This window comes from Streptococcus oralis (assembly GCF_026782085.1).
Classification (GTDB): domain Bacteria; phylum Bacillota; class Bacilli; order Lactobacillales; family Streptococcaceae; genus Streptococcus; species Streptococcus oralis_DA.
Window position 1 is genome coordinate 769,798 of record NZ_JAKUVW010000004.1, and the last position, 18,889, is coordinate 788,686.

Sequence of the window (18,889 nt, forward strand, 5' to 3'; positions counted from 1 at the left end):
GGCCGTAACAGGACGAACAAAAAGCCCCACCAATCACTTGTTGGAGGAGCTTTGATTTCTTTTTAGACTACACCGACTTCATCTAGTCGCTACTGGTATAGAGTTCTTGAACAGCTGTCACATCCTGAGGCTGAATCCCATAGTAAGAACCTGCTGGCTGCATGACAGAAGTTTCGTTGGTATGATCCAATCCGATGGCATGCCCCAGCTCGTGCTCCGCCGTGTGCACAATCCGTTCATAAGAATAACCATAACTTGGATTGGATAGATAATAGTGATTCAGGCGAACCGTTACAGATATAAATTGATTGGTTAACAAATTGGTTTGACTCTCGGCTTGACCTGCTACAGCGGTCGATCCATCATTCATCTCACTTGCCACAATATCTCCCTGGCTAGGATCCGCAACCACCTCAAAGGTAAAGGCTCCCGTTTGATTCCAGTTTTTTATAGCTTCTGCATAGGCACCTTGGAAGGTCTCATCCATTTGAGGTTCAATATAGATGCGAGCTGAGGCCTGAGCCCACTTACCTTCTGCATGTTGGTGACTGTCTGTCTGAGACAAGACTTCCAGCGTTCCCGTCTCCCTCCATTGATTCCAGCCATCTTGACCAATCTTGCTCATTTTTTCAACCTGATTGACCGCAGAATGAAAATCACCAGACAGATACCAAACCACTCCAAAGGCAATGAGCAGTAGAATAACTACAGTCCAAACCAAACGCCAGAAGAAACGCCAAATTCCCAAAAGAAATCGGAAGAATAATCGAATAATCCAGAACATGACGCCCCACCTTTCATAAAAATAAGAACCTATCTTGAAATCACATTCTCCTTGATCAAGATAGATTCTCTATTTTACTGAAGAAAGCTGAAAGAAACCTAAAACTAAGATAAGCGCTCTTCCAAAACAAAGTCAATTGGTAGAGTAGCCAAAAAACGCTCCAATTGTTTTTCCCAGTAGTACCACTCGTGCTTACCTGGACTATGACTATAGGTCACCTCAAAACCAAGATTTTTGAGGTTTTTCACTGCGAGGTTATTGGCAGAGTAGAGATAGTCTTGCTCCCCACACCAAGCCCATAGTTTGGTCTTTTTATCGGATTTTGCAGCCATGCTTTCAAGCGAATGAGGACTAGCTGTCCAGTCTTTAATCTCTCCAAAAACTCCTCGCCAGTAGGCAAGTGACCCCAGATCCTGACTTTCAGGAGAAAATTCCTGAAAACTGAGCGCACCAGAAAAACTAGCCGCATGAGAAAAACGATTTGTTGACAGAGCGAGTTTGAAGGAGCCGTAACCACCCATGGAAAGACCAGCTATAAAGGTCTTTTCTCGCTTGCTGGTCATATTGGGGAAGAAACGTTTCATGACCTGAGGTAACTCTTCTGCTAGAGCAGTATAGTAGTTATAGCCATACTGAGTATCTGTGTACCAGCCATTATTTGTATTGGGCATGATAACAATGAGATTGGTTCCACGCAACAAGCGTTCGACATTGGTACGTTTGAGCCAGCTATTTTGATTTCCTGACATTCCGTGCAAAAGATAAAGGACAGGAATATCTGTGCAATCTGGTTCAGTCACCCGACTAGCATCTGGATAGAGTACGGTAACGCCCCACTCCATATCCAAAACTTTTGAGTAATACTCAATATTCATAACTGCCATGGTTGTCTCCTTTTACTATTCTATAAGAAAAAGCCGAATTTCGACTTTTTCTGTAGGTATGCTGCTTATTATTTTGCCTCCATCACGACTGGCAAGATTGCTGGACGACGCTTGGTTTGATCAAAGAGGTACTTAGTCAGATTGTCACGAACCTTTCCTTTGAGATCTGCCCAGTCAAAGTCATCACCTTGAAGATACTCTTCTACCGTTTGGTTAATCAATTCTGAACTTTCACGGAGAATATCGCGGCTCTTCTTGAGATAAACAAATCCACGCGTATGAACACGGGCCTTGGCCACAATTTTCTTCTCACGACGGTTGACAGTGATCGCCACGATAAAGATTCCATCCTCTGACAAGACCTTACGGTCACGAAGGACGACATTTCCAACATCCCCGATGGCATTTCCGTCAATCAAGACATCACCTGCAGAAACTGCTCCAGCTGGAACAAAGTCTCCATGTTCATAAGACATGGTTGTTCCCTTTTTAGGAATGAAAATGCGCTCTGGCAACATCCCAACTGCCATGGCAGCCTTGGCATGCGCATCCAACTCACGGTACTCCCCTTGGATAGGGAAGAGGTAGTTCGGTTGCAAAAGATTGATCATCAACTGCAAATCACGCGCATTCCCGTGTCCGGATACTCGCAAGCTTTGGGTAATGAGTTTCACCACACCACCAGCTTGGTAGATCATGTTTTCAACACGCGCCATGACAGCTTCTTTGGCGATAGATGGAGTCGTTACGATATAAACCAAGTCTCCATCTTTGATTTCCACATAGCGGTGGCGACCGATGGACATCTTGCGAAGTCCATTAATAGGCTCACCCATACGGCCCGTCTCAAGGATAATCAACTCATGGTCTTCAAAACGAGACATTTCTTTAGGTTTAATCAAGAGACTTTCGTTGGCTAGAGATAATTTTTTGAGACGAATCGCAGTGCGGACGATATTTTCAATATCAAATCCAGTCAGAACAACTCGGCGACCTGTATCTGCTGCAGCATCAAAAACCTGCTGAATACGAGAAAGGTTGCTGGCAACTGCGGCAACGATGATACGACCTTCCCAGTCTGCAATTGTCTGGGTAATTTCGTCTCCAACTTCGCTCTCACTCGCCACCTGGATATTGCTGTCTGCATTCGCAGAGTCACTGAGGAGCGCCAAAACGCCATCACGACCGATTTCTGCCAAACGAGCAAAATCCGTCGCATAGGATTCACTGGCTGTCTGGTCAAACTTGAAGTCGCCTGTGTAAACTATGCTACCTTCAGCTGTTTTCAGGACTACTCCCAAACTTTCTGGGATGGAGTGGGTTGTACGGAAGAAGGAAACCACAGTCCCTCCAAAGTCGATCTCCGTATCTTCATCAATCACATGGAAGTCATTGAATTTCTTAACCGTATCATTTCCTTTGACAAAGAGTTTGGCCAACTCAATGGTCAACTCAGAACCAAACACAGGCACCTTAGCCTCTGCCAAAAGATAAGGCAGGGCACCAATGGCATCCGCATGTCCGTGGGTCAAAAAGACCCCTGCGATACGATCGCTATTTTCAAAAAGGTAGTCCATATTTGGAATGACGACATCAACACCTAGTTGTTCATTTTCAGGGTATTTAAGCCCTGCATCCAAAACAAAAATAGAACCATCGATTTCAGCGATGTACATATTTTTACCATTTTCTCGTACACCACCTAGTGTTGTTAAACTAATATTACTCATTTTCCCTCCGAAACTTCATTTATCTTGATTATAGGGTGAATTTACCCTCTTATTCTAAAAGTTCCAAAACTCTCAGCCGAATCTTTACCTACCATTATACCATTTTTTTGATTATTTTCAAAACGAAGATAGGTTTTTAACTAGAGATTAGTCACTACTGTGAATCGAATCCTTTAACTTTGACTTCTCTTTTGGAGGCTTCATCGAAGATAATAGAACGATTATACTATCAAAATTATAGACTTTCTGAATTAATTTGATTTCAGATACCTTTCTCGAACTCTAAATTTCTCTTTTTGTTCAAAACAACCTTGCTTTTACCTCTCGACTTGAGAACTATTTTCTACAAAGACATGGCTTATCTGCATCTAAAAGCGAGAATTTCCTGTTCGCTACAGAATCTAAAAAATTTTCAGCAATTAGCCACTAAGATAGAGGATAACGTTAGGAAATTTTTTCAAAAAGAAAAAAGACTTAGAAATTCTAAATCTTTTTATCATCTTTAGTTTGGATAGATATAAGTGACGTTACCTAAAAATTCATGTGGATTAAAGAAGCCACGGTAATTTGCAATCTGCTTTTGACGTCTGTAGTTTGCTTCCAATACCTGGATAGAGTTTTCACTTTGAACATCTGTTACATAAGCAACGTGTCCATATTCACCACCGTCCCAAACGGCGATTGCTCCTACTACTGGAACACTTCCTGTCTTATAGCCTTGAGCACTCGCGTAGATTGCCCACGTGTTGGCATTTCCCCACCAGTTGCTAGCCCAAGGAGCCAATTCTTTCACACCCCATGTACACTGACCAACAGGATAAGAATTTCCATAGTTTGTAGGAGTCTTTTCGACAACATCCTCTGTATCTGATACCACATTCGCAGTACTAGCTGGAGCACTGTAGGTAGAGCTAGCCTGAGCGGAACCACTCACTTCCAATACATCGCCTGGGTGGATAGTGTCAAAGATGGTTTTTCCATTCAAAGCTGCCAACTCATGTGGATCCATGCCGTTTGCAGTTGCAATGGCATAAAATGAATCACCATCTTGGACAACGTAAGAGTTCGCATGAACAGTTTGAGCCCCAACTGTAGCCAAAATAGCGGTAGAAGTCAAACTAAGAGTCAGTTTCGTAACTGTTTTTTTCATAACTAGATTCCCCTTATATTTTCTTGATAAGAAAATCATACTTGATTTACATGTCAGTTCGTTTAGAGTTATATTTTAGTCCTGTTACAAAAATTTATACTTTTACTACATAAGGTTTAAAAGTAGACATCGTATAAAGTGATAGAAGAGAATAGAAAATGAATCATTTTCCCCAATTTTTACATCAGTGAACCACTCAAAAGACCGTCTTATCAACCACTCCCACATCAAGCATTTATCCGACAAAAAGAGACCGAAATAGGTCATCTCAGTCCCTTTCCATCTATAACTCCATTAAAAAGTCATATATTTCTTGCACGGTACCCAGCGCCATCATTTCTTGATCTTTGACGGTTTGTTTAAGTTTTTGGTATATCTGACTTTCTCCAATCTCCCTCTTTGGCGCTTCTTTATTGACTGTCATGACACCATCTTTGATCGTTACAAAGCCCAGTTCCTCAAATACTTGAATCATCTTGACCAGCAAGATTTGTTGGATATTGAGATAAGCCGCCAGATCTTTCAGCTTGTAGCGAATATCAAACTCTGGAAACTGGTAAATGGTCTTGTACAATTTTGCAAACTGTTCTCTAGTCCCGTAACCTGTCAGATAGTAGGCCTTATCGATGTCATTTTTGAAATAGACAGCAGAGAAATCCTGTTCCTGAAAAATGGTCTTCAGCAGGGTAATATCCTCGGGAATGGTTTTCACAACAACCGCGTCACTAGTCGCTAGATCTGGCAACTCACCAGAAAAATCCAAGACTGGAACCCCTTCTGGCAAGACTGCATTCTTCCCACGAATGTTAAAGAGTTGAATACCCTCCACACGCGCATCCACCATCATCAACTGGAGGGCAGTTTGACCATTCCATTGATTGACAGACAAGGTAACTGCCAATTCTAGGTTTTTTGTTTGAGCAAACTCTGTCGCCCATCTACCTTGTCCAAAGGCCACCACTTCAAAAGTCGCCTCACCCTTGGAAATTTTCAGCTTGAGATGGGCATTGCCTGCCCCCATGGTACGGGCACTTTCGACCTGAAAATCCTTGATATAAAAGACAGGTTTCTGATTGTCCATTCCAAAGGGTGCCAAGCGTTCAAAACTTTTAACCGTTTCCAGGCTAAGAGTCTCCAAGTCCAACTCTTCATCTAGATTTAACTTATTCTTACCACTAGCATCTGCGCCTTTTTCACGGATATAATCTTCTAGGACCTGAGATAAATCTGAGAGTTTCTCCACTTCCAGCGTCATTCCTGCTGCACCAGCATGGCCACCGAATGCGATGAAGAGATCTCGGTGGGGATCCAAGGCTTCAAAAATATCGACCGCTTCCACACTACGAGCGCTACCCTTGGCACGATCATCTTCTATATTAAGAACGATGACTGTCTGCCCCAATTCCTCTAGCAAGCGCCCAGCCACGATACCCAGAACGCCAGGATTCCAGCCTTCCTTGGCCAAAACCTGGACCTTCTTCTCAGGATCCACCATGGTCTTAGCTTCTTCATAGATAGATTGGACGATTTCCTTACGTTCTTCATTTTTCTGGTGAATCATGAGGGCAATCTCATGTGCTTCCTCATCGTCAAACCCAGTCAGCAAATCAATGGCAGGATTGGGATCATCCAACCGCCCCAAGGCATTTAAACGAGGAGCAATCTGGAAGCCAACCGTTTCTTCTGTCACTTCGTTCGCAGCAATCCCAGCCATGTCCAGCATTTCTTGTAGACCAATACGCTGAGTATGCCCCAGCATTTCCAGACCATATTGAACCATGATACGGTTTTCATCTGTCAAGCTCACCATATCTGCAATGGTTCCGATAGCTACCAAATCAAGCAATTCCACTTGCACTTCTTCTAAAAGAGCGCAAGCTAGCTTGAAAGCCACTCCGCATCCGGCCAAATATTTGAAGGGATAGTCCGCATCTGGATGCTCAGGGTGAACAATCGCATAGGCATCAGGAAGGGTTTCCGGCATGGAATGGTGGTCGGTCACAATGACATCCACTCCCATAGACTGAGCCAATTCAATGGCCTCATGACCGGCAACCCCATTATCCACTGTCACTATCAAGGAAATTCCCTCTTGCTCGATAAAGTATTTATAGACACTGGCATTGGGACCATAGCCATCTGTAAAGCGATTAGGCAGATAAACTCGGCACTCGGCGCCAAGCTGTTCCAAACTTTCCTTAACAATCGAAGCTGAAGTCATTCCATCCGCATCGTAGTCTCCATAGATGAGAATGTTTTCCCCTTCTTCAATGGCCTGACGAATCCGTTCCACTGCCTTATCCATATCATGGAGCAGATAGGGATCATGTAAGTCCTCTAAAGAAGGTTCTAAAAACTTCTTTAGACTTTCTTCATCCTGAATCCCTCTTTCAAATAATAACCGAGCCACTTCAGGACCCAGCCCAGCCTTCTTGGCTATCTTTGTAAAATCCGCATCTTCAACCTGCGGGGCAAACTGCCATTCATAAGTAGGAGTTATCAAAAAAACATCCACTCTTTCTAAGAATTCTATCGTTTCATTATAACATGATTTAGGCATTTTCTCTATCCAGATTGCTTTTTTATAACATTTTAGTGAATTTTTTTCAGATATGATTTGACAAGAACATTCTTTTGGTGTAGAATCATGTTATAAAATCTAACACAAAGGAGATCTCTCATGGCTTTAGTAGAATTTAAAAACGTCGAAAAATATTACGGAGACTATCACGCACTCCGCGACATCAATCTCCGTTTTGAAAAAGGACAAGTTGTTGTCCTGCTTGGACCTTCCGGCTCTGGGAAGTCCACTCTTATCCGTACGATCAATGGTTTGGAGGCTGTTGACAAAGGAAGTCTCCTAGTCAATGGACACCAAGTAGCAGGTGCTAGCCAGAAAGATCTGGTTCCTCTTCGTAAGGAAGTCGGCATGGTTTTTCAACATTTCAACCTTTACCCACACAAAACAGTGTTAGAAAACGTGACACTAGCGCCCATAAAAGTTCTAGGAATTGATAAAAAAGAAGCTGAAAAAACAGCCCAAAAATATCTGGAATTTGTAAACATGTGGGACAAGAAAGATTCTTATCCGGCCATGCTATCTGGTGGACAAAAACAACGGATCGCCATCGCTCGTGGTCTTGCCATGCATCCGGAGCTCCTCCTCTTTGATGAGCCAACATCTGCCCTTGACCCTGAAACCATCGGAGACGTTCTAGCAGTTATGCAAAAATTGGCCCGAGATGGTATGAATATGATTGTCGTTACTCACGAAATGGGCTTTGCCCGAGAGGTTGCGGACCGCATTATCTTTATGGCCGACGGAGAGGTTTTGGTAGATACGACAGATGTTGATGACTTTTTTGACAAACCAAGCGAACCTCGTGCCCAACAATTCCTCAGCAAAATTATCAACCACGAAAGTGACAAAGTCAAATAAGGAGGCGCCTATGAAAAAGAAATTCTTTTTATCCGCATTATTGATTAGCCTTTTCAGCCTTGCTGCTGCCAAACCAGTTCAGGCTGATACCAGTGTCGCAGACATTCAAAAAAGAGGCGAACTAGTTGTCGGTGTCAAACAAGACGTTCCTAATTTTGGCTACAAGGATCCCAAGACAGGGACTTATTCTGGTATCGAAACGGACCTTGCCAAGATGATTGCAGATGAACTCAAGGTCAAGATTCGCTACGTTCCTGTTACCGCTCAAACACGTGGACCACTCCTAGACAATGAACAGGTAGACATGGATATCGCAACCTTTACCATCACAGATGAACGTAAAAAATTATACAACTTCACCAGTCCCTACTATACGGACGCTTCTGGATTTTTGGTCAACAAATCCGCCAACATCAAAAGCATTGAGGATCTAAACGGTAAAACGATCGGAGTTGCTCAAGGTTCCATCACCCAACGCCTGATTACTGAACTGGGCAAAAAGAAAGGTCTAACCTTTAAATTTGTCGAACTCGGTTCCTACCCAGAATTGATTACTTCCCTTCACGCTCACCGTATTGATGCCTTTTCCGTGGACCGCTCTATCCTATCTGGCTACATTAGTAAACGGACAGAACTACTAGATGATAGTTTTAAACCATCTGACTACGGTATTGTTACCAAGAAATCAAACACCGAGCTCAACGATTATCTTGATAGCTTGGTCACTAAATGGACCAAGGACGGTAGTTTGCAGAAACTTTATGACCGTTACAAGCTCAAACCATCTAGCCATACCGCAGATTAAGGAGGACACCCCATGACAGATTTATCATCTTGGACAGCCTATTTTCAGGATTTTGGACAATTTTTCAATGGTTTCCTCTTCACCCTTGCCCTAGCGATTGGATCTTTTATCCTCGCCATGGTTTTGGGCATCTTCTTTGGGGCCATGTCAACCAGCAAACGCCCATTCTTGCGTGTTTTGGCTCGTATCTTTGTCGAATTTTATCAAAATACTCCCCTCTTGGTGCAGTTTGTTATCGTTTTTTATGGCCTACCTCTTATCAGTGACCACACCATCATGATTCCGATTTATTGGACAGCTGTACTTTGTGTGGGACTCTATCACGGCGCTTATATCGCTGAGGTTATTCGATCAGGGATTCAGTCTATTCCTAGCGGTCAGATGGAGGCCGCCCTGTCGCAAGGTTTTACCTATATCAATGCCATGCGCTTGATTATCTTGCCTCAAGCCTTCCGTATCATTCTCCCTCCATTGACCAACCAAATCGTTAACCTCATCAAGAACACCTCTACAGTTGCCATCATCTCTGGAGTAGACTTGATGTTTGTGACTAAGTCTTGGTCGGCTCTCAACGGAAATTATATCCCAGCATTTTTAGGTGCTGCTCTTCTCTACTTTGCCCTATGCTTCCCTGTTGCCCAGTTTGGCCGCAAGATGGAGCAAGCCAACAAAAAAGCCTATTCACTTTAGGAGGTTACTATGGAATCTATTTTAGAAGTTTTGACCCCAGATAACCTAGTCTTTATCTTTAAAGGATTTGGCTTAACTCTCTACATTTCTCTGATTGCTATCGTCCTCTCGACCCTTATCGGAACAGTACTAGCCGTCATGAGAAATGGGAAAAATCCTGTCTTACGGATCATCTCCAGCATTTATATCGAGTTTGTACGTAACGTTCCCAACCTCCTCTGGATTTTCACCATCTTTTTGGTGTTTAAGATGAAGTCCACACCAGCTGGTATTACTGCCTTTACCCTCTTTACCTCAGCAGCCCTGGCTGAGATTATCCGAGGCGGCCTCAATGCCGTGGACAAGGGCCAGTATGAAGCAGGAATGTCGCAAGGATTCACCTCTACGCAAATCCTCTACTACATCATTCTCCCACAAGCGATCCGTAAAATGCTGCCAGCTATCATTTCTCAGTTTGTAACTGTGATTAAGGATACCAGCCTTCTCTACTCTGTTATCGCTCTACAGGAACTCTTTGGCGCCAGCCAAATTCTCATGGGACGCTATTTTGAACCAGAGCAGGTCTTCAGTCTTTATATCCTGATTGCCTTGATTTACTTTATCTTTAACTTTGCTATTTCTAGCTTGTCTCATAAGCTAGCAAAACGTTGGCAACAAGCCGCAGAATAAAAATCCAGCTCTCCGCAAAAATGGAGAGCTGATTTTTTGATTACCATAAAATACCTCTGTAAGAGAAAATCAGAGCTAAAATCAACAAAACATAGAAAGCGATAAAAAGCCATCTCATCTTCACACATAGAGCAATATATTCTCTAATAAAGGCCGATGGAATATAGTAGGCAGCTGTACGGCAACCAAGACCATCTCCCTTCATCCCAATACGGCGAGCATAGGTACTAGTACGAAAAACATGGTAATCATTGGTCACAAAGAGAAAACGTGGACTGGCCACCAGCTTCTCTCCCATTTCTTTTGAGAAGAGGAGATTCTCATAGGTCGTCGTTGAGTCTTCCTCTAGGAGAATCGCTTCTCTCGGAACATCCGTCTCTTCCAGCAAATAATTACAAATTGCCTGAGCCTCGGAAATCTTCTCATCCCCACCTTGACCACCACTTGCGATGATTTTAACATTGGGATTGAGAGACTGGTGATAAGCTTCTACTGCCTTGTCAATGCGACTCTTCAGTAAGGGAGTGACTTTTTCTCCATTCAACAAGCCTGCTCCGTGAATGATGATAAAATCATAATATTTTTTCTTAGGAATGAAAAGATACAGAATGGAATAAAGCAGAAATCCTGCAAAGGCAAAACCAAAAATCAAATACGAATAAATCAAAAAGAAAAAGATAATATTCACTAGATGATTGGTGTAAAACAAGCCCTTGGTATCGCTCACTCGAATTGCCATGATTACAAAAAAGAATAGAATCACGCAGCCTAATCCTAGAGACAAATAATTTGCCTTGGATTTTCCTTCTTTTTTCAATAACACAAATCCATTATAAATAAGGAAAAAACCACTTAGAAAAACTATAAAAGGCAGCAGAAGAAAAATCCCTGCAAAGAAAACCATGTGCACTTCTTTCTGCCCAGCTTCGTAAAAAAGATTGGCAATGGACATATAAGAAAAGAGCAGAGACAAAAGCAAGAGAGCTGGATTCCAGAGACTACGATTGTCCCTTAAAAACGAAACGAGAAAAAGTAGGACAAAAAATCCTGTGATAAAGTACATAGTCTCCTCCTTTAATGACTACATTGTACCATAATTATAGCAATAGAAAAAGAGAACCTTAGTCCTCTTACTTAGACAGTTTATTCTGAGCATCTGCCACAACCTGAGCCAGACTTGTCTGACGCAGTTGGTTTTCCATAGCTGCTTGAACATCGAACAGTTTTTGGTCCAAGACTGCATGGATATTCGCACCAATTGGGCAATTAGGATTTGGATTGTCATGGAAACTAAAGAGCTTTCCTGATTTTCCTAAACACTCTACAGCTTGGTAGACATCCAACAAACTGATATCCTGAAGGTCTTTTATTATCTCAGTTCCTCCCGTACCACGAGCAACTGAAATCAATCCAGCTTTTTTGAGTTGCGATAAAGTCTTACGGATAATGACTGGATTTACTCCGACACTAGCCGCAAGAAAATCGCTGGTTACTTTACTATCTGTATCCTGCATTGCAATAATAATCATCATATGAGTCGCAATTGTAAATCGGCTTGAAATTTGCATCTTCTTCTCCTTTCATTGATATTTTATTCATCTTTTCCCGTATAAACATTATACCTTTTTTGCTTATCCTGTCAAATATTAACGAATGATTATCTTCTCAATGCAAAAAGTCCTGTATCCCTCTTGGTACCCAGAACAGCGGAGGACATACAAAGACTTATTTCTTTATGCAATTTTACGGACAATCCCTTTTGTTTTATGACTTGACCAAACCGAGCTGATAGACACCCCAGCACCAACTAAGGTAAACACAGCTAACATAGCTAGATTATAAAAATAGTTATCTGGAAAATCACCGCTAAAGATTAATTGATTCACCGCTCGGAAAGCAAAGGCAAACTCAACCCCTAGTTTGGAAACGACTTCCATCGCCAAATCAATTTGATTCACTAGAAAGACAGTAATCACCATCCAAATAGAGGAAATTACAATCCCCTTTCGAGATATCTTTCTTCCAAGGATTTCATATCCTTTAATGGTACAAATCCCCAGAACAATCCCCGCTACCATAGCTACATAACCTAGACGAGCGATAAATAGAGCAACTGCTCCACCAATCAAGGCTCCAAGCAACGCACCAACTGCTCCAAGAAGAACATTTTCCTTTTGATTTTGATAAGAATCCACCTCAATCTGAAGATTGCTCTTCAGCAATTGATAGCTTTCCTCATTGATAAGGAAAATTGAATCACCTAATTGATAGAGACCAACAGGACCCTCCTGACCACTGTAGGCACAGACTTGGACGAAATGATGGGTTTCAAGGAAGGCAACGAGATCTGTTATGAGCGTCTGTAACTTCTCAATTGTTTTTGATTTGCGCATGGCACCTTTTACAACAAAAGAAACAAGGTACTGGTTGATAGACAAGGTCGACAAGTTTGGAAGAGATTCACTCTTAAACTCATCCCAAACCAATTCGTTTTCTTCTGAATCCGCAGGATTGCCATTCAAACTCACACTGACACAAAGTCGAAACTGATTTTTCACATCAGTTTCTTGCAGGAAAAGTAAATAGCCTGACTGCGTGCCATAAATACTACGCGAATCTTCGTCAAATTGCAAGCCCAACTCCGAGGCAATGGCGTGTAACTCTTCTGGTTTCATTATCTGTCTCCTCTTATTTTGAATATCAATTAGTATGAGATTCAAATTAGTTATATTCCGTTATTCTAACATAAATTTGAGAAGCCGTCAATTCGTATCCAGTTCGACTTATCGCGAAACAGCAGCAGTCACTAGACTATCTGATTTCTAGCTAGAAGTCCTCTTAAAACCAATCTTTCTTGTCTCTTTCCATCCAGAGTTCAACATCCTGATCATAACCTTCTTGTTCACTAATCTGACCTAACAATTCATGGTTATGAGTGTGGTGAATTCCATTTACCAAACTTTCATAGTAGACCTGGAAATAGGGGAGCTTCAAATCTTTAGCCAACTGCAATTCAGTTTCCACATCATAATCCACACGACGAAAATCAACATCAGACAAACCTGCCTCATCAAACTCTAAGATCATATACTGGGCCCGCAGGTCCTTACGCAACTTCGCATCTAGAAAGAAAGGTTGTCCAATGGAACCTGGATTAAGAATCAACTGTCCATCACTTCCATAACGAAGCAACTGTTGATGAATATGGCCATATACTGCGATAGAGGCGTGTGGATTCGTGACCAATCTATCAAAATCTTCTTGTTTTCCCGTATGAATCAATTCTCTACCCCAGTTTTTATCAGGGAGATGGTGAGTGATTCCCACCATCAAATCACCAAACTGACGATGAACTTGCATGGGTTGATTATTGAGGTCTTCGATTTCTTCAGGGCTGACCTCCTCTAAGATGTACTGACTTTGACGCAGGAGATAACGATGACTCGCTATTGTAGGATCTAACTTGCGATGCAGACCTCGCCAGAGACTATTCTCCCAATTTCCCAGAACTCTTACTGTAATAGGCAAGCTAGCTAAGAGGTCCAAGATCCTTCTACGTCCTGTCCCTGGCATCAGAATATCCCCTAAAAGCCAGTATTGGTCTACCTCTGCAGCTTTAGCATCATCCAGTACAGCTTCCAAAGCTGTCGTATTTCCATGTATGTCTGAAAGAACTGCTATTTTGGTCATTCTTTCTCCTCATTCTCTTACTTCTTTTGTTAGTATTATAACAGAAAACACTCGAAAAGATCACTATCACTGATCACTGGATTAAATTGTAAGAGCTTCTAAATCGTGCTATAGTATAAGTAGAGATTTCCCCTTCATTTAGGATTATGTGGTCTACAATATCTCTCAAATATCTCTCAATTTTTGCAGATTGGAGGATTATTGCCATGCGGAATTATCTTAAGTATATCCCATACTACCTTGTCATTTTCTTTTTTTACTGGCCACTCTATGAACTCCTCTCTCTACTCATCTCTGACCCATATACACTGAAGGGACTGTACATTTACAACATCATCCTCTTTTCACCTCTGGCAACCTTTATCGTATCACTACTTTATAGCTATCGATTTCATTTCTCACTTTGGTGGCTACTCGGTATTGGTCTGCTCTATTGCTTTACCATCATCACCTTTGGTGAATTCATTCTGCTTTATTTCCTAGCTTACGAAATCTTTACCCTACTTGGTATGGCTTCTGGTGTGGGGATCAAGCATGTCTTCCAGCGAGAGAAAAATAAAAAAATTATGCAAAAACCTTGAAAATTCTCGCAATCATGCTATAATAATGCATAGAGACAAGTCACTTAGTCCCTTTCTACTAGAGAGTGCGTGGTTGCTGGAAACGCATAGAAAGCCTAAACTGATACTACTCTACTGACTTTTATGCAAACATAAAACGGTGGCTACGTTAAAGCCAATCAGAGGTGTTCCTCTTTTTTGAGGAACATAAATGAAGGTGGAACCACGTTGCGACGTCCTTTCGAGGATGTCGTTTTTATTTTGTCAGAAGGAGGAAGAATGATGCTTTATATGATTGGCGGATCGCCTTGTAGTGGAAAATCAACAATTGCTTCACTTCTTGCTAGACAGTATCAACTACTTCATATCAAATTGGATGATTTGGTAAACGAGATGATGAGTCAAGCAAGTGCAGACTCACAGCCAATTTGCCTTCTGAGACAGGACAGAAGTCCAGAACAAATCTGGATGAGAAATCCAGAAGAGATGGCAGATGAAGAATGGCGCTTTTATGAAGAGATTTTTCCTTATGTAAAATCTTACTTGATAAAAAATCAAGATAGACCTCTCTTGGTTGAGGGGGCAGGACTTTTGCCCCACTTGGTAAAGGAGCTTGAATGCCCAGCGTCTTCCTATCTATGCTTGACTCCGACAGCTGATTTTCAAAAAAAGCATTATATACAGAGAGAATGGGTTCCTTATGTCTTAGAGGGTACAACCAACCCTGAGCAAGCTTTTGAAAACTGGATGCAACGAGACATTCTTTTTGCCCAAATGGTTCGTAAGGAAGCGATGAAATTAGGCTATCCTAGTCTCGTAACAGATGGCAGTCAATCAGAGAATCAAACCGCGGAAGAGGTTGCTCGGCTCTTAAAATTGTCCAACAAAAATAGAATAAATATTTAAGGAGAAAACCATGATTAACATTACTTTCCCAGACGGCGCTGTACGTGAATTCGAATCCGGCGTTACAACTTTTGAAATTGCCCAATCTATCAGCAATTCCCTAGCTAAAAAAGCTCTTGCTGGTAAATTTAACGGCAAACTCATCGACACTACTCGTGCTATCACTGAAGATGGAAGCATCGAAATTGTGACACCTGACCACGAAGATGCCCTTCCAATCTTGCGTCACTCAGCCGCTCACTTGTTTGCCCAAGCAGCTCGTCGTCTTTTCCCAGACATTCACTTGGGTGTTGGTCCAGCCATCGAGGACGGCTTCTACTACGATACTGACAACACAGCTGGTCAAATCTCTAACGAAGACCTTCCTCGTATCGAAGAAGAAATGCAAAAAATTGTCAAAGAAAACTTCCCATCAATTCGTGAAGAAGTGACTAAAAACGAGGCACGTGAAATCTTTAAAAACGACCCTTACAAGTTGGAATTGATTGAAGAACACTCAGAAGACGAAGGCGGTTTGACTATCTATCGTCAGGGTGAATATGTAGACCTTTGCCGTGGCCCACACGTCCCTTCAACAGGCCGTATCCAAATCTTCCACCTTCTCCATGTAGCAGGTGCTTACTGGCGTGGAAATAGCGACAACGCTATGATGCAACGTATCTACGGTACAGCTTGGTTTGACAAAAAAGACTTGAAAAACTACCTTCAAATGCGTGAAGAAGCTAAGGAACGTGACCACCGTAAACTTGGTAAAGAGCTTGATCTCTTCATGATTTCTCAAGAGGTTGGTCAAGGACTTCCATTCTGGTTGCCAAATGGTGCGACTATCCGTCGTGAATTGGAACGCTACATCGTAGACAAGGAGTTGGCTTCTGGCTACCAACACGTATACACTCCACCACTTGCTTCTGTTGAACTTTACAAGACTTCTGGTCACTGGGATCATTACCAAGAAGACATGTTCCCAACTATGGACATGGGTGACGGGGAAGAATTTGTCCTTCGTCCAATGAACTGTCCGCACCACATCCAAGTCTTCAAACATCATGTTCACTCTTACCGTGAGTTGCCAATCCGTATCGCTGAAATCGGTATGATGCACCGCTACGAAAAATCTGGTTCCCTTACTGGTCTTCAACGTGTACGTGAAATGTCTCTTAACGACGGTCACCTCTTTGTGACTCCAGAACAAATCCAAGAAGAATTCCAACGTGCTCTTCAGTTGATTATCGATGTTTATGAAGACTTCAACTTGACTGAATACCGCTTCCGTCTCTCTCTTCGTGACCCTCAAGATACTCACAAGTACTTTGACAACGATGAGATGTGGGAAAATGCCCAAACCATGCTTCGTGCAGCCCTTGATGAAATGGGCGTGGACTACTTTGAAGCCGAAGGTGAAGCAGCATTCTACGGACCAAAATTGGATATTCAAGTTAAGACCGCTCTTGGAAAAGAAGAAACTCTTTCTACTATCCAACTTGACTTCTTGCTTCCAGAACGCTTCGACCTTAAATACATCGGAGCTGATGGCGAAGAGCACCGTCCAGTTATGATCCACCGTGGAGTTATCTCAACTATGGAACGCTTCACAGCTATCTTGATTGAGAACTACAAGGGTGCCTTCCCAACATGGCTAGCACCTCACCAAGTAACCCTCATCCCAGTATCTAACGAAAGACACGTGGACTACGCTTGGGAAGTGGCGAAAAAACTCCGTGACCGCGGTGTCCGTGCAGACGTAGATGAGCGCAATGAAAAAATGCAGTTCAAGATCCGTGCTTCACAAACAAGCAAGATTCCTTACCAATTGATTGTTGGGGACAAGGAAATGGAAGACGGAACTGTTAACGTTCGTCGCTATGGCCAAAAAGAAACACAAACTGTCTCAGTTGATGACTTTGTTCAAGCTATCCTTGCTGATATCGCCAACAAATCACGCGTTGAGAAATAAGAGATAAAACCTGGGATAAAATCCTAGCTACCTAAAAAGCAACAACTATTTCAGCTGTTGCTTTTTATATTTTTACTCAATGAAAATCAAAAAGCAAACTAGGAAGCTAGCCGCAAGCTGTACTTGAGTACGGTAAGGCGACGCTGACGTGGTTTGAATTTGATTTTCGAAGAGTATTATTTAATCCGAGCTAGTAGTGATTGACCAAACCACCACACAAGATTTGCTTTCATGAGTTAGATATGGTCAATATCCTCAATCCTTGTCTGCTTCATTTTCTTTTACGAGATCGTTTTGTGAATCTTTTTCAGAGAGTTTTTGATCAATATACTTGTCAATGTTTTCATAAAATTCCTTGGTCGCTTCACTATCTAATGTTGGCGAGTTCTGAACTTGATTCACTTTCAATTGAACAGATTGAATACCGTAAGAGGCTTGTTTTTGGTGGAGTGTTTCTAATTCTTCTTCTGAAATCGGATCTCCAACAACCGTCAAGACCAATTCATTGTTACTTGACTTGTAGACTTGATTAATAACCGTATAATTGGCGAACTCTTTTCCTACAAACTGTTTGATCCCTTCTTTGCGCGCTTGTTCTATTGTCAGAGTAACTGCCGAATAGCTAGCTGGAAGAATCAACAATACAATCAAAGAAATCAAGCCAATTCTCATTTTAATGCTCAGCTCTTTAAATGAAGTTAAAGGAGATTTTCTCATCAAAATTCTTGTTCCAACAATGTTGGCTAGCATGATAAAGACACAGTTGATCAAGAAAAGATAGAGAGCCCCCAATAAAAATCGTACATTCCCATTAGCTAAACCATAGCCAGCAGTACAGATAGGCGGCATCAAAGCTGTAGCAATGGCTACTCCTGGCACGATATTGTTTGCTTCTTTTTTCCTTGAACCGATCACACCAGCAATCCCACCAGCAATAGCAATGAGAACATCCCAAATGGTTGGAGAGGTTCGTGCGATCAACTCGCTACTTGCATAAGACAAGGGAGAAATCCAGAAATACAGAGTCGAGACAAGCAAACTGACCAACACTTGAGTCAATAAAACCTCTAGAGATTGCTTGATTAAACGCGTATCAAAAATAGCTAAACCGAATCCCAGTCCAACAATCGGTGTCATGAGAGGTGAAATTAACATGGCTCCAATAATAACAGCTGTTGAATTCATATTTAGACCGATAGAGGCAATAAAAATTGCACACATCAAAATCGCTGTATCTCTCAATCGAACATGAAGGTCATCGTATAATTTCTCACGGTATTCCCGTGTTGAATAATTGGCAGTCATTTGTCCTCTCCTCTTTCCTTATTTAAATCGGTATAATAATTAATAATAACAGCTGATAAACAGCCAAAAAATATGAGCCCATAAATCGTCAAGAAGACACTGGTAATCCTTCCAATCAAGGTCACAGCTAGGAGATCCCCGTAGCCGACAGTCGTCGAAGTCACAAAAGCATACCAAAGACCGTCTCCGTAATTTGTGATAGCAGGTTCAACTAGGAAAAGCACGCCTCCTGACCCAAAAACAAAGGTCACAAAACTCAGAGCAAACCGAGTAAAACCCGTAACCTGTATAATATGCCATAACATTTTTAAACGTCTCATTTG

The 18,889-nt window shown here is 42.0% G+C and carries 18 protein-coding genes; 7 read left to right on the forward strand and 11 right to left on the reverse strand.

Annotation, left to right across the window (positions count from 1 at the left end; genetic code table 11):
- Positions 1–82: 82 nt before the first annotated feature.
- The 5 genes from MK395_RS05990 to recJ form a co-directional block, all read right to left on the reverse strand.
- Complete coding sequence (locus tag MK395_RS05990) at positions 83–784, reverse strand: M57 family metalloprotease (RefSeq protein ID WP_268711483.1); 702 nt, start codon at positions 782–784, stop codon at positions 83–85.
- Positions 785–888: 104 nt separating this feature from the next.
- Positions 889–1,668: an alpha/beta hydrolase gene (locus tag MK395_RS05995; RefSeq protein WP_268711484.1), complete on the reverse strand. Its 780-nt coding sequence runs from the start codon at positions 1,666–1,668 to the stop codon at positions 889–891.
- Positions 1,669–1,736: 68 nt separating this feature from the next.
- Positions 1,737–3,398: a ribonuclease J gene (locus MK395_RS06000; RefSeq protein WP_139689396.1), complete on the reverse strand. Its 1,662-nt coding sequence runs from the start codon at positions 3,396–3,398 to the stop codon at positions 1,737–1,739.
- 502 nt (positions 3,399–3,900) lie between these two features.
- The gene (locus MK395_RS06005) at positions 3,901–4,548 is read right to left on the reverse strand and encodes a COG3942 and LysM peptidoglycan-binding domain-containing protein (protein WP_000754481.1); all 648 of its coding nucleotides are present in this window, start codon (positions 4,546–4,548) and stop codon (positions 3,901–3,903) included.
- A gap of 283 nt (positions 4,549–4,831) precedes the next feature.
- Positions 4,832–7,051 (reverse strand): single-stranded-DNA-specific exonuclease RecJ, encoded by a 2,220-nt coding sequence (gene recJ / locus MK395_RS06010; RefSeq protein WP_268711674.1) that lies wholly within the window; start codon positions 7,049–7,051, stop codon positions 4,832–4,834.
- Positions 7,052–7,228: 177 nt separating this feature from the next.
- On the opposite strand from recJ, the gene MK395_RS06015 reads away from it, so the two are divergent.
- From MK395_RS06015 to MK395_RS06030, 4 genes are read left to right on the forward strand one after another with little or no spacing between them, the layout of a single operon-like run.
- Entirely contained in the window at positions 7,229–7,987 is a 759-nt protein-coding gene (locus MK395_RS06015; protein WP_268711485.1) for an amino acid ABC transporter ATP-binding protein, read from the forward strand.
- A gap of 10 nt (positions 7,988–7,997) precedes the next feature.
- A complete protein-coding gene (locus MK395_RS06020; RefSeq protein ID WP_081102523.1) occupies positions 7,998–8,792 on the forward strand; it encodes a transporter substrate-binding domain-containing protein in 795 nt (264 codons plus the stop codon).
- A 12-nt stretch (positions 8,793–8,804) separates the two neighbouring features.
- A complete protein-coding gene (locus tag MK395_RS06025) occupies positions 8,805–9,482 on the forward strand; it encodes an amino acid ABC transporter permease (RefSeq protein ID WP_268711486.1) in 678 nt (225 codons plus the stop codon).
- 9 nt (positions 9,483–9,491) lie between these two features.
- Positions 9,492–10,151: an amino acid ABC transporter permease gene (locus MK395_RS06030; RefSeq protein ID WP_049518904.1), complete on the forward strand. Its 660-nt coding sequence runs from the start codon at positions 9,492–9,494 to the stop codon at positions 10,149–10,151.
- Positions 10,152–10,191: 40 nt separating this feature from the next.
- Here the strand turns inward: MK395_RS06030 and MK395_RS06035 are convergent, their stop codons facing one another.
- The 4 genes from MK395_RS06035 to MK395_RS06050 form a co-directional block, all read right to left on the reverse strand.
- The gene (locus tag MK395_RS06035; protein WP_247929508.1) at positions 10,192–11,214 is read right to left on the reverse strand and encodes a YdcF family protein; all 1,023 of its coding nucleotides are present in this window, start codon (positions 11,212–11,214) and stop codon (positions 10,192–10,194) included.
- Between the two features lie 67 nt (positions 11,215–11,281).
- Positions 11,282–11,719, reverse strand: a complete 438-nt coding sequence (locus tag MK395_RS06040; protein ID WP_049490302.1) for an Rrf2 family transcriptional regulator — start codon at positions 11,717–11,719, stop codon at positions 11,282–11,284.
- Positions 11,720–11,884: 165 nt separating this feature from the next.
- Entirely contained in the window at positions 11,885–12,826 is a 942-nt protein-coding gene (locus MK395_RS06045) for a hypothetical protein (RefSeq protein WP_268711487.1), read from the reverse strand.
- Between the two features lie 163 nt (positions 12,827–12,989).
- Entirely contained in the window at positions 12,990–13,841 is an 852-nt protein-coding gene (locus MK395_RS06050) for a metallophosphoesterase family protein (protein ID WP_042902761.1), read from the reverse strand.
- 206 nt (positions 13,842–14,047) lie between these two features.
- On the opposite strand from MK395_RS06050, the gene MK395_RS06055 reads away from it, so the two are divergent.
- The 3 genes from MK395_RS06055 to thrS all read left to right on the forward strand — a co-directional run bounded on the left by MK395_RS06055 (position 14,048) and on the right by thrS (position 17,261).
- Entirely contained in the window at positions 14,048–14,422 is a 375-nt protein-coding gene (locus MK395_RS06055; protein WP_042902762.1) for a hypothetical protein, read from the forward strand.
- A gap of 258 nt (positions 14,423–14,680) precedes the next feature.
- Complete coding sequence (locus tag MK395_RS06065; RefSeq protein WP_080702772.1) at positions 14,681–15,307, forward strand: adenylate kinase family protein; 627 nt, start codon at positions 14,681–14,683, stop codon at positions 15,305–15,307.
- Positions 15,308–15,317: 10 nt separating this feature from the next.
- Positions 15,318–17,261 carry a threonine--tRNA ligase gene (gene thrS / locus MK395_RS06070; RefSeq protein ID WP_268711488.1) on the forward strand — a complete coding sequence of 648 codons (1,944 nt, stop codon included), beginning with the start codon at positions 15,318–15,320 and terminating at the stop codon, positions 17,259–17,261.
- A 255-nt stretch (positions 17,262–17,516) separates the two neighbouring features.
- Here thrS and MK395_RS06075 read toward each other — a convergent pair whose 3' ends face one another.
- Both MK395_RS06075 and MK395_RS06080 read right to left on the reverse strand, forming a co-directional pair.
- Positions 17,517–18,566, reverse strand: a complete 1,050-nt coding sequence (locus MK395_RS06075; protein WP_000126416.1) for a DUF389 domain-containing protein — start codon at positions 18,564–18,566, stop codon at positions 17,517–17,519.
- Positions 18,563–18,886 (reverse strand): potassium channel family protein, encoded by a 324-nt coding sequence (locus MK395_RS06080; RefSeq protein ID WP_001253404.1) that lies wholly within the window; start codon positions 18,884–18,886, stop codon positions 18,563–18,565. Before MK395_RS06080 ends, MK395_RS06075 begins: the two co-directional genes overlap by 4 nt.
- Positions 18,887–18,889 lie beyond the last annotated feature (3 nt).

Coding starts and splice junctions, on each gene's coding strand:
- MK395_RS06040 (WP_049490302.1), bottom strand. CDS start 11,719: ATGCAAATTTCAAGCCGATTTACAATTGCGACTCATATGATGATTATT.
- MK395_RS06035 (WP_247929508.1), bottom strand. CDS start 11,214: ATGTACTTTATCACAGGATTTTTTGTCCTACTTTTTCTCGTTTCGTTT.
- MK395_RS06075 (WP_000126416.1), bottom strand. CDS start 18,566: ATGACTGCCAATTATTCAACACGGGAATACCGTGAGAAATTATACGAT.
- MK395_RS06030 (WP_049518904.1), top strand. CDS start 9,492: ATGGAATCTATTTTAGAAGTTTTGACCCCAGATAACCTAGTCTTTATC.
- MK395_RS06045 (WP_268711487.1), bottom strand. CDS start 12,826: ATGAAACCAGAAGAGTTACACGCCATTGCCTCGGAGTTGGGCTTGCAA.
- MK395_RS06025 (WP_268711486.1), top strand. CDS start 8,805: ATGACAGATTTATCATCTTGGACAGCCTATTTTCAGGATTTTGGACAA.
- MK395_RS06050 (WP_042902761.1), bottom strand. CDS start 13,841: ATGACCAAAATAGCAGTTCTTTCAGACATACATGGAAATACGACAGCT.
- MK395_RS05995 (WP_268711484.1), bottom strand. CDS start 1,668: ATGGCAGTTATGAATATTGAGTATTACTCAAAAGTTTTGGATATGGAG.
- MK395_RS06015 (WP_268711485.1), top strand. CDS start 7,229: ATGGCTTTAGTAGAATTTAAAAACGTCGAAAAATATTACGGAGACTAT.
- MK395_RS06055 (WP_042902762.1), top strand. CDS start 14,048: ATGCGGAATTATCTTAAGTATATCCCATACTACCTTGTCATTTTCTTT.
- MK395_RS06065 (WP_080702772.1), top strand. CDS start 14,681: ATGATGCTTTATATGATTGGCGGATCGCCTTGTAGTGGAAAATCAACA.
- MK395_RS06000 (WP_139689396.1), bottom strand. CDS start 3,398: ATGAGTAATATTAGTTTAACAACACTAGGTGGTGTACGAGAAAATGGT.
- MK395_RS06005 (WP_000754481.1), bottom strand. CDS start 4,548: ATGAAAAAAACAGTTACGAAACTGACTCTTAGTTTGACTTCTACCGCT.
- MK395_RS05990 (WP_268711483.1), bottom strand. CDS start 784: ATGTTCTGGATTATTCGATTATTCTTCCGATTTCTTTTGGGAATTTGG.
- MK395_RS06080 (WP_001253404.1), bottom strand. CDS start 18,886: ATGAGACGTTTAAAAATGTTATGGCATATTATACAGGTTACGGGTTTT.
- MK395_RS06020 (WP_081102523.1), top strand. CDS start 7,998: ATGAAAAAGAAATTCTTTTTATCCGCATTATTGATTAGCCTTTTCAGC.
- thrS (WP_268711488.1), top strand. CDS start 15,318: ATGATTAACATTACTTTCCCAGACGGCGCTGTACGTGAATTCGAATCC.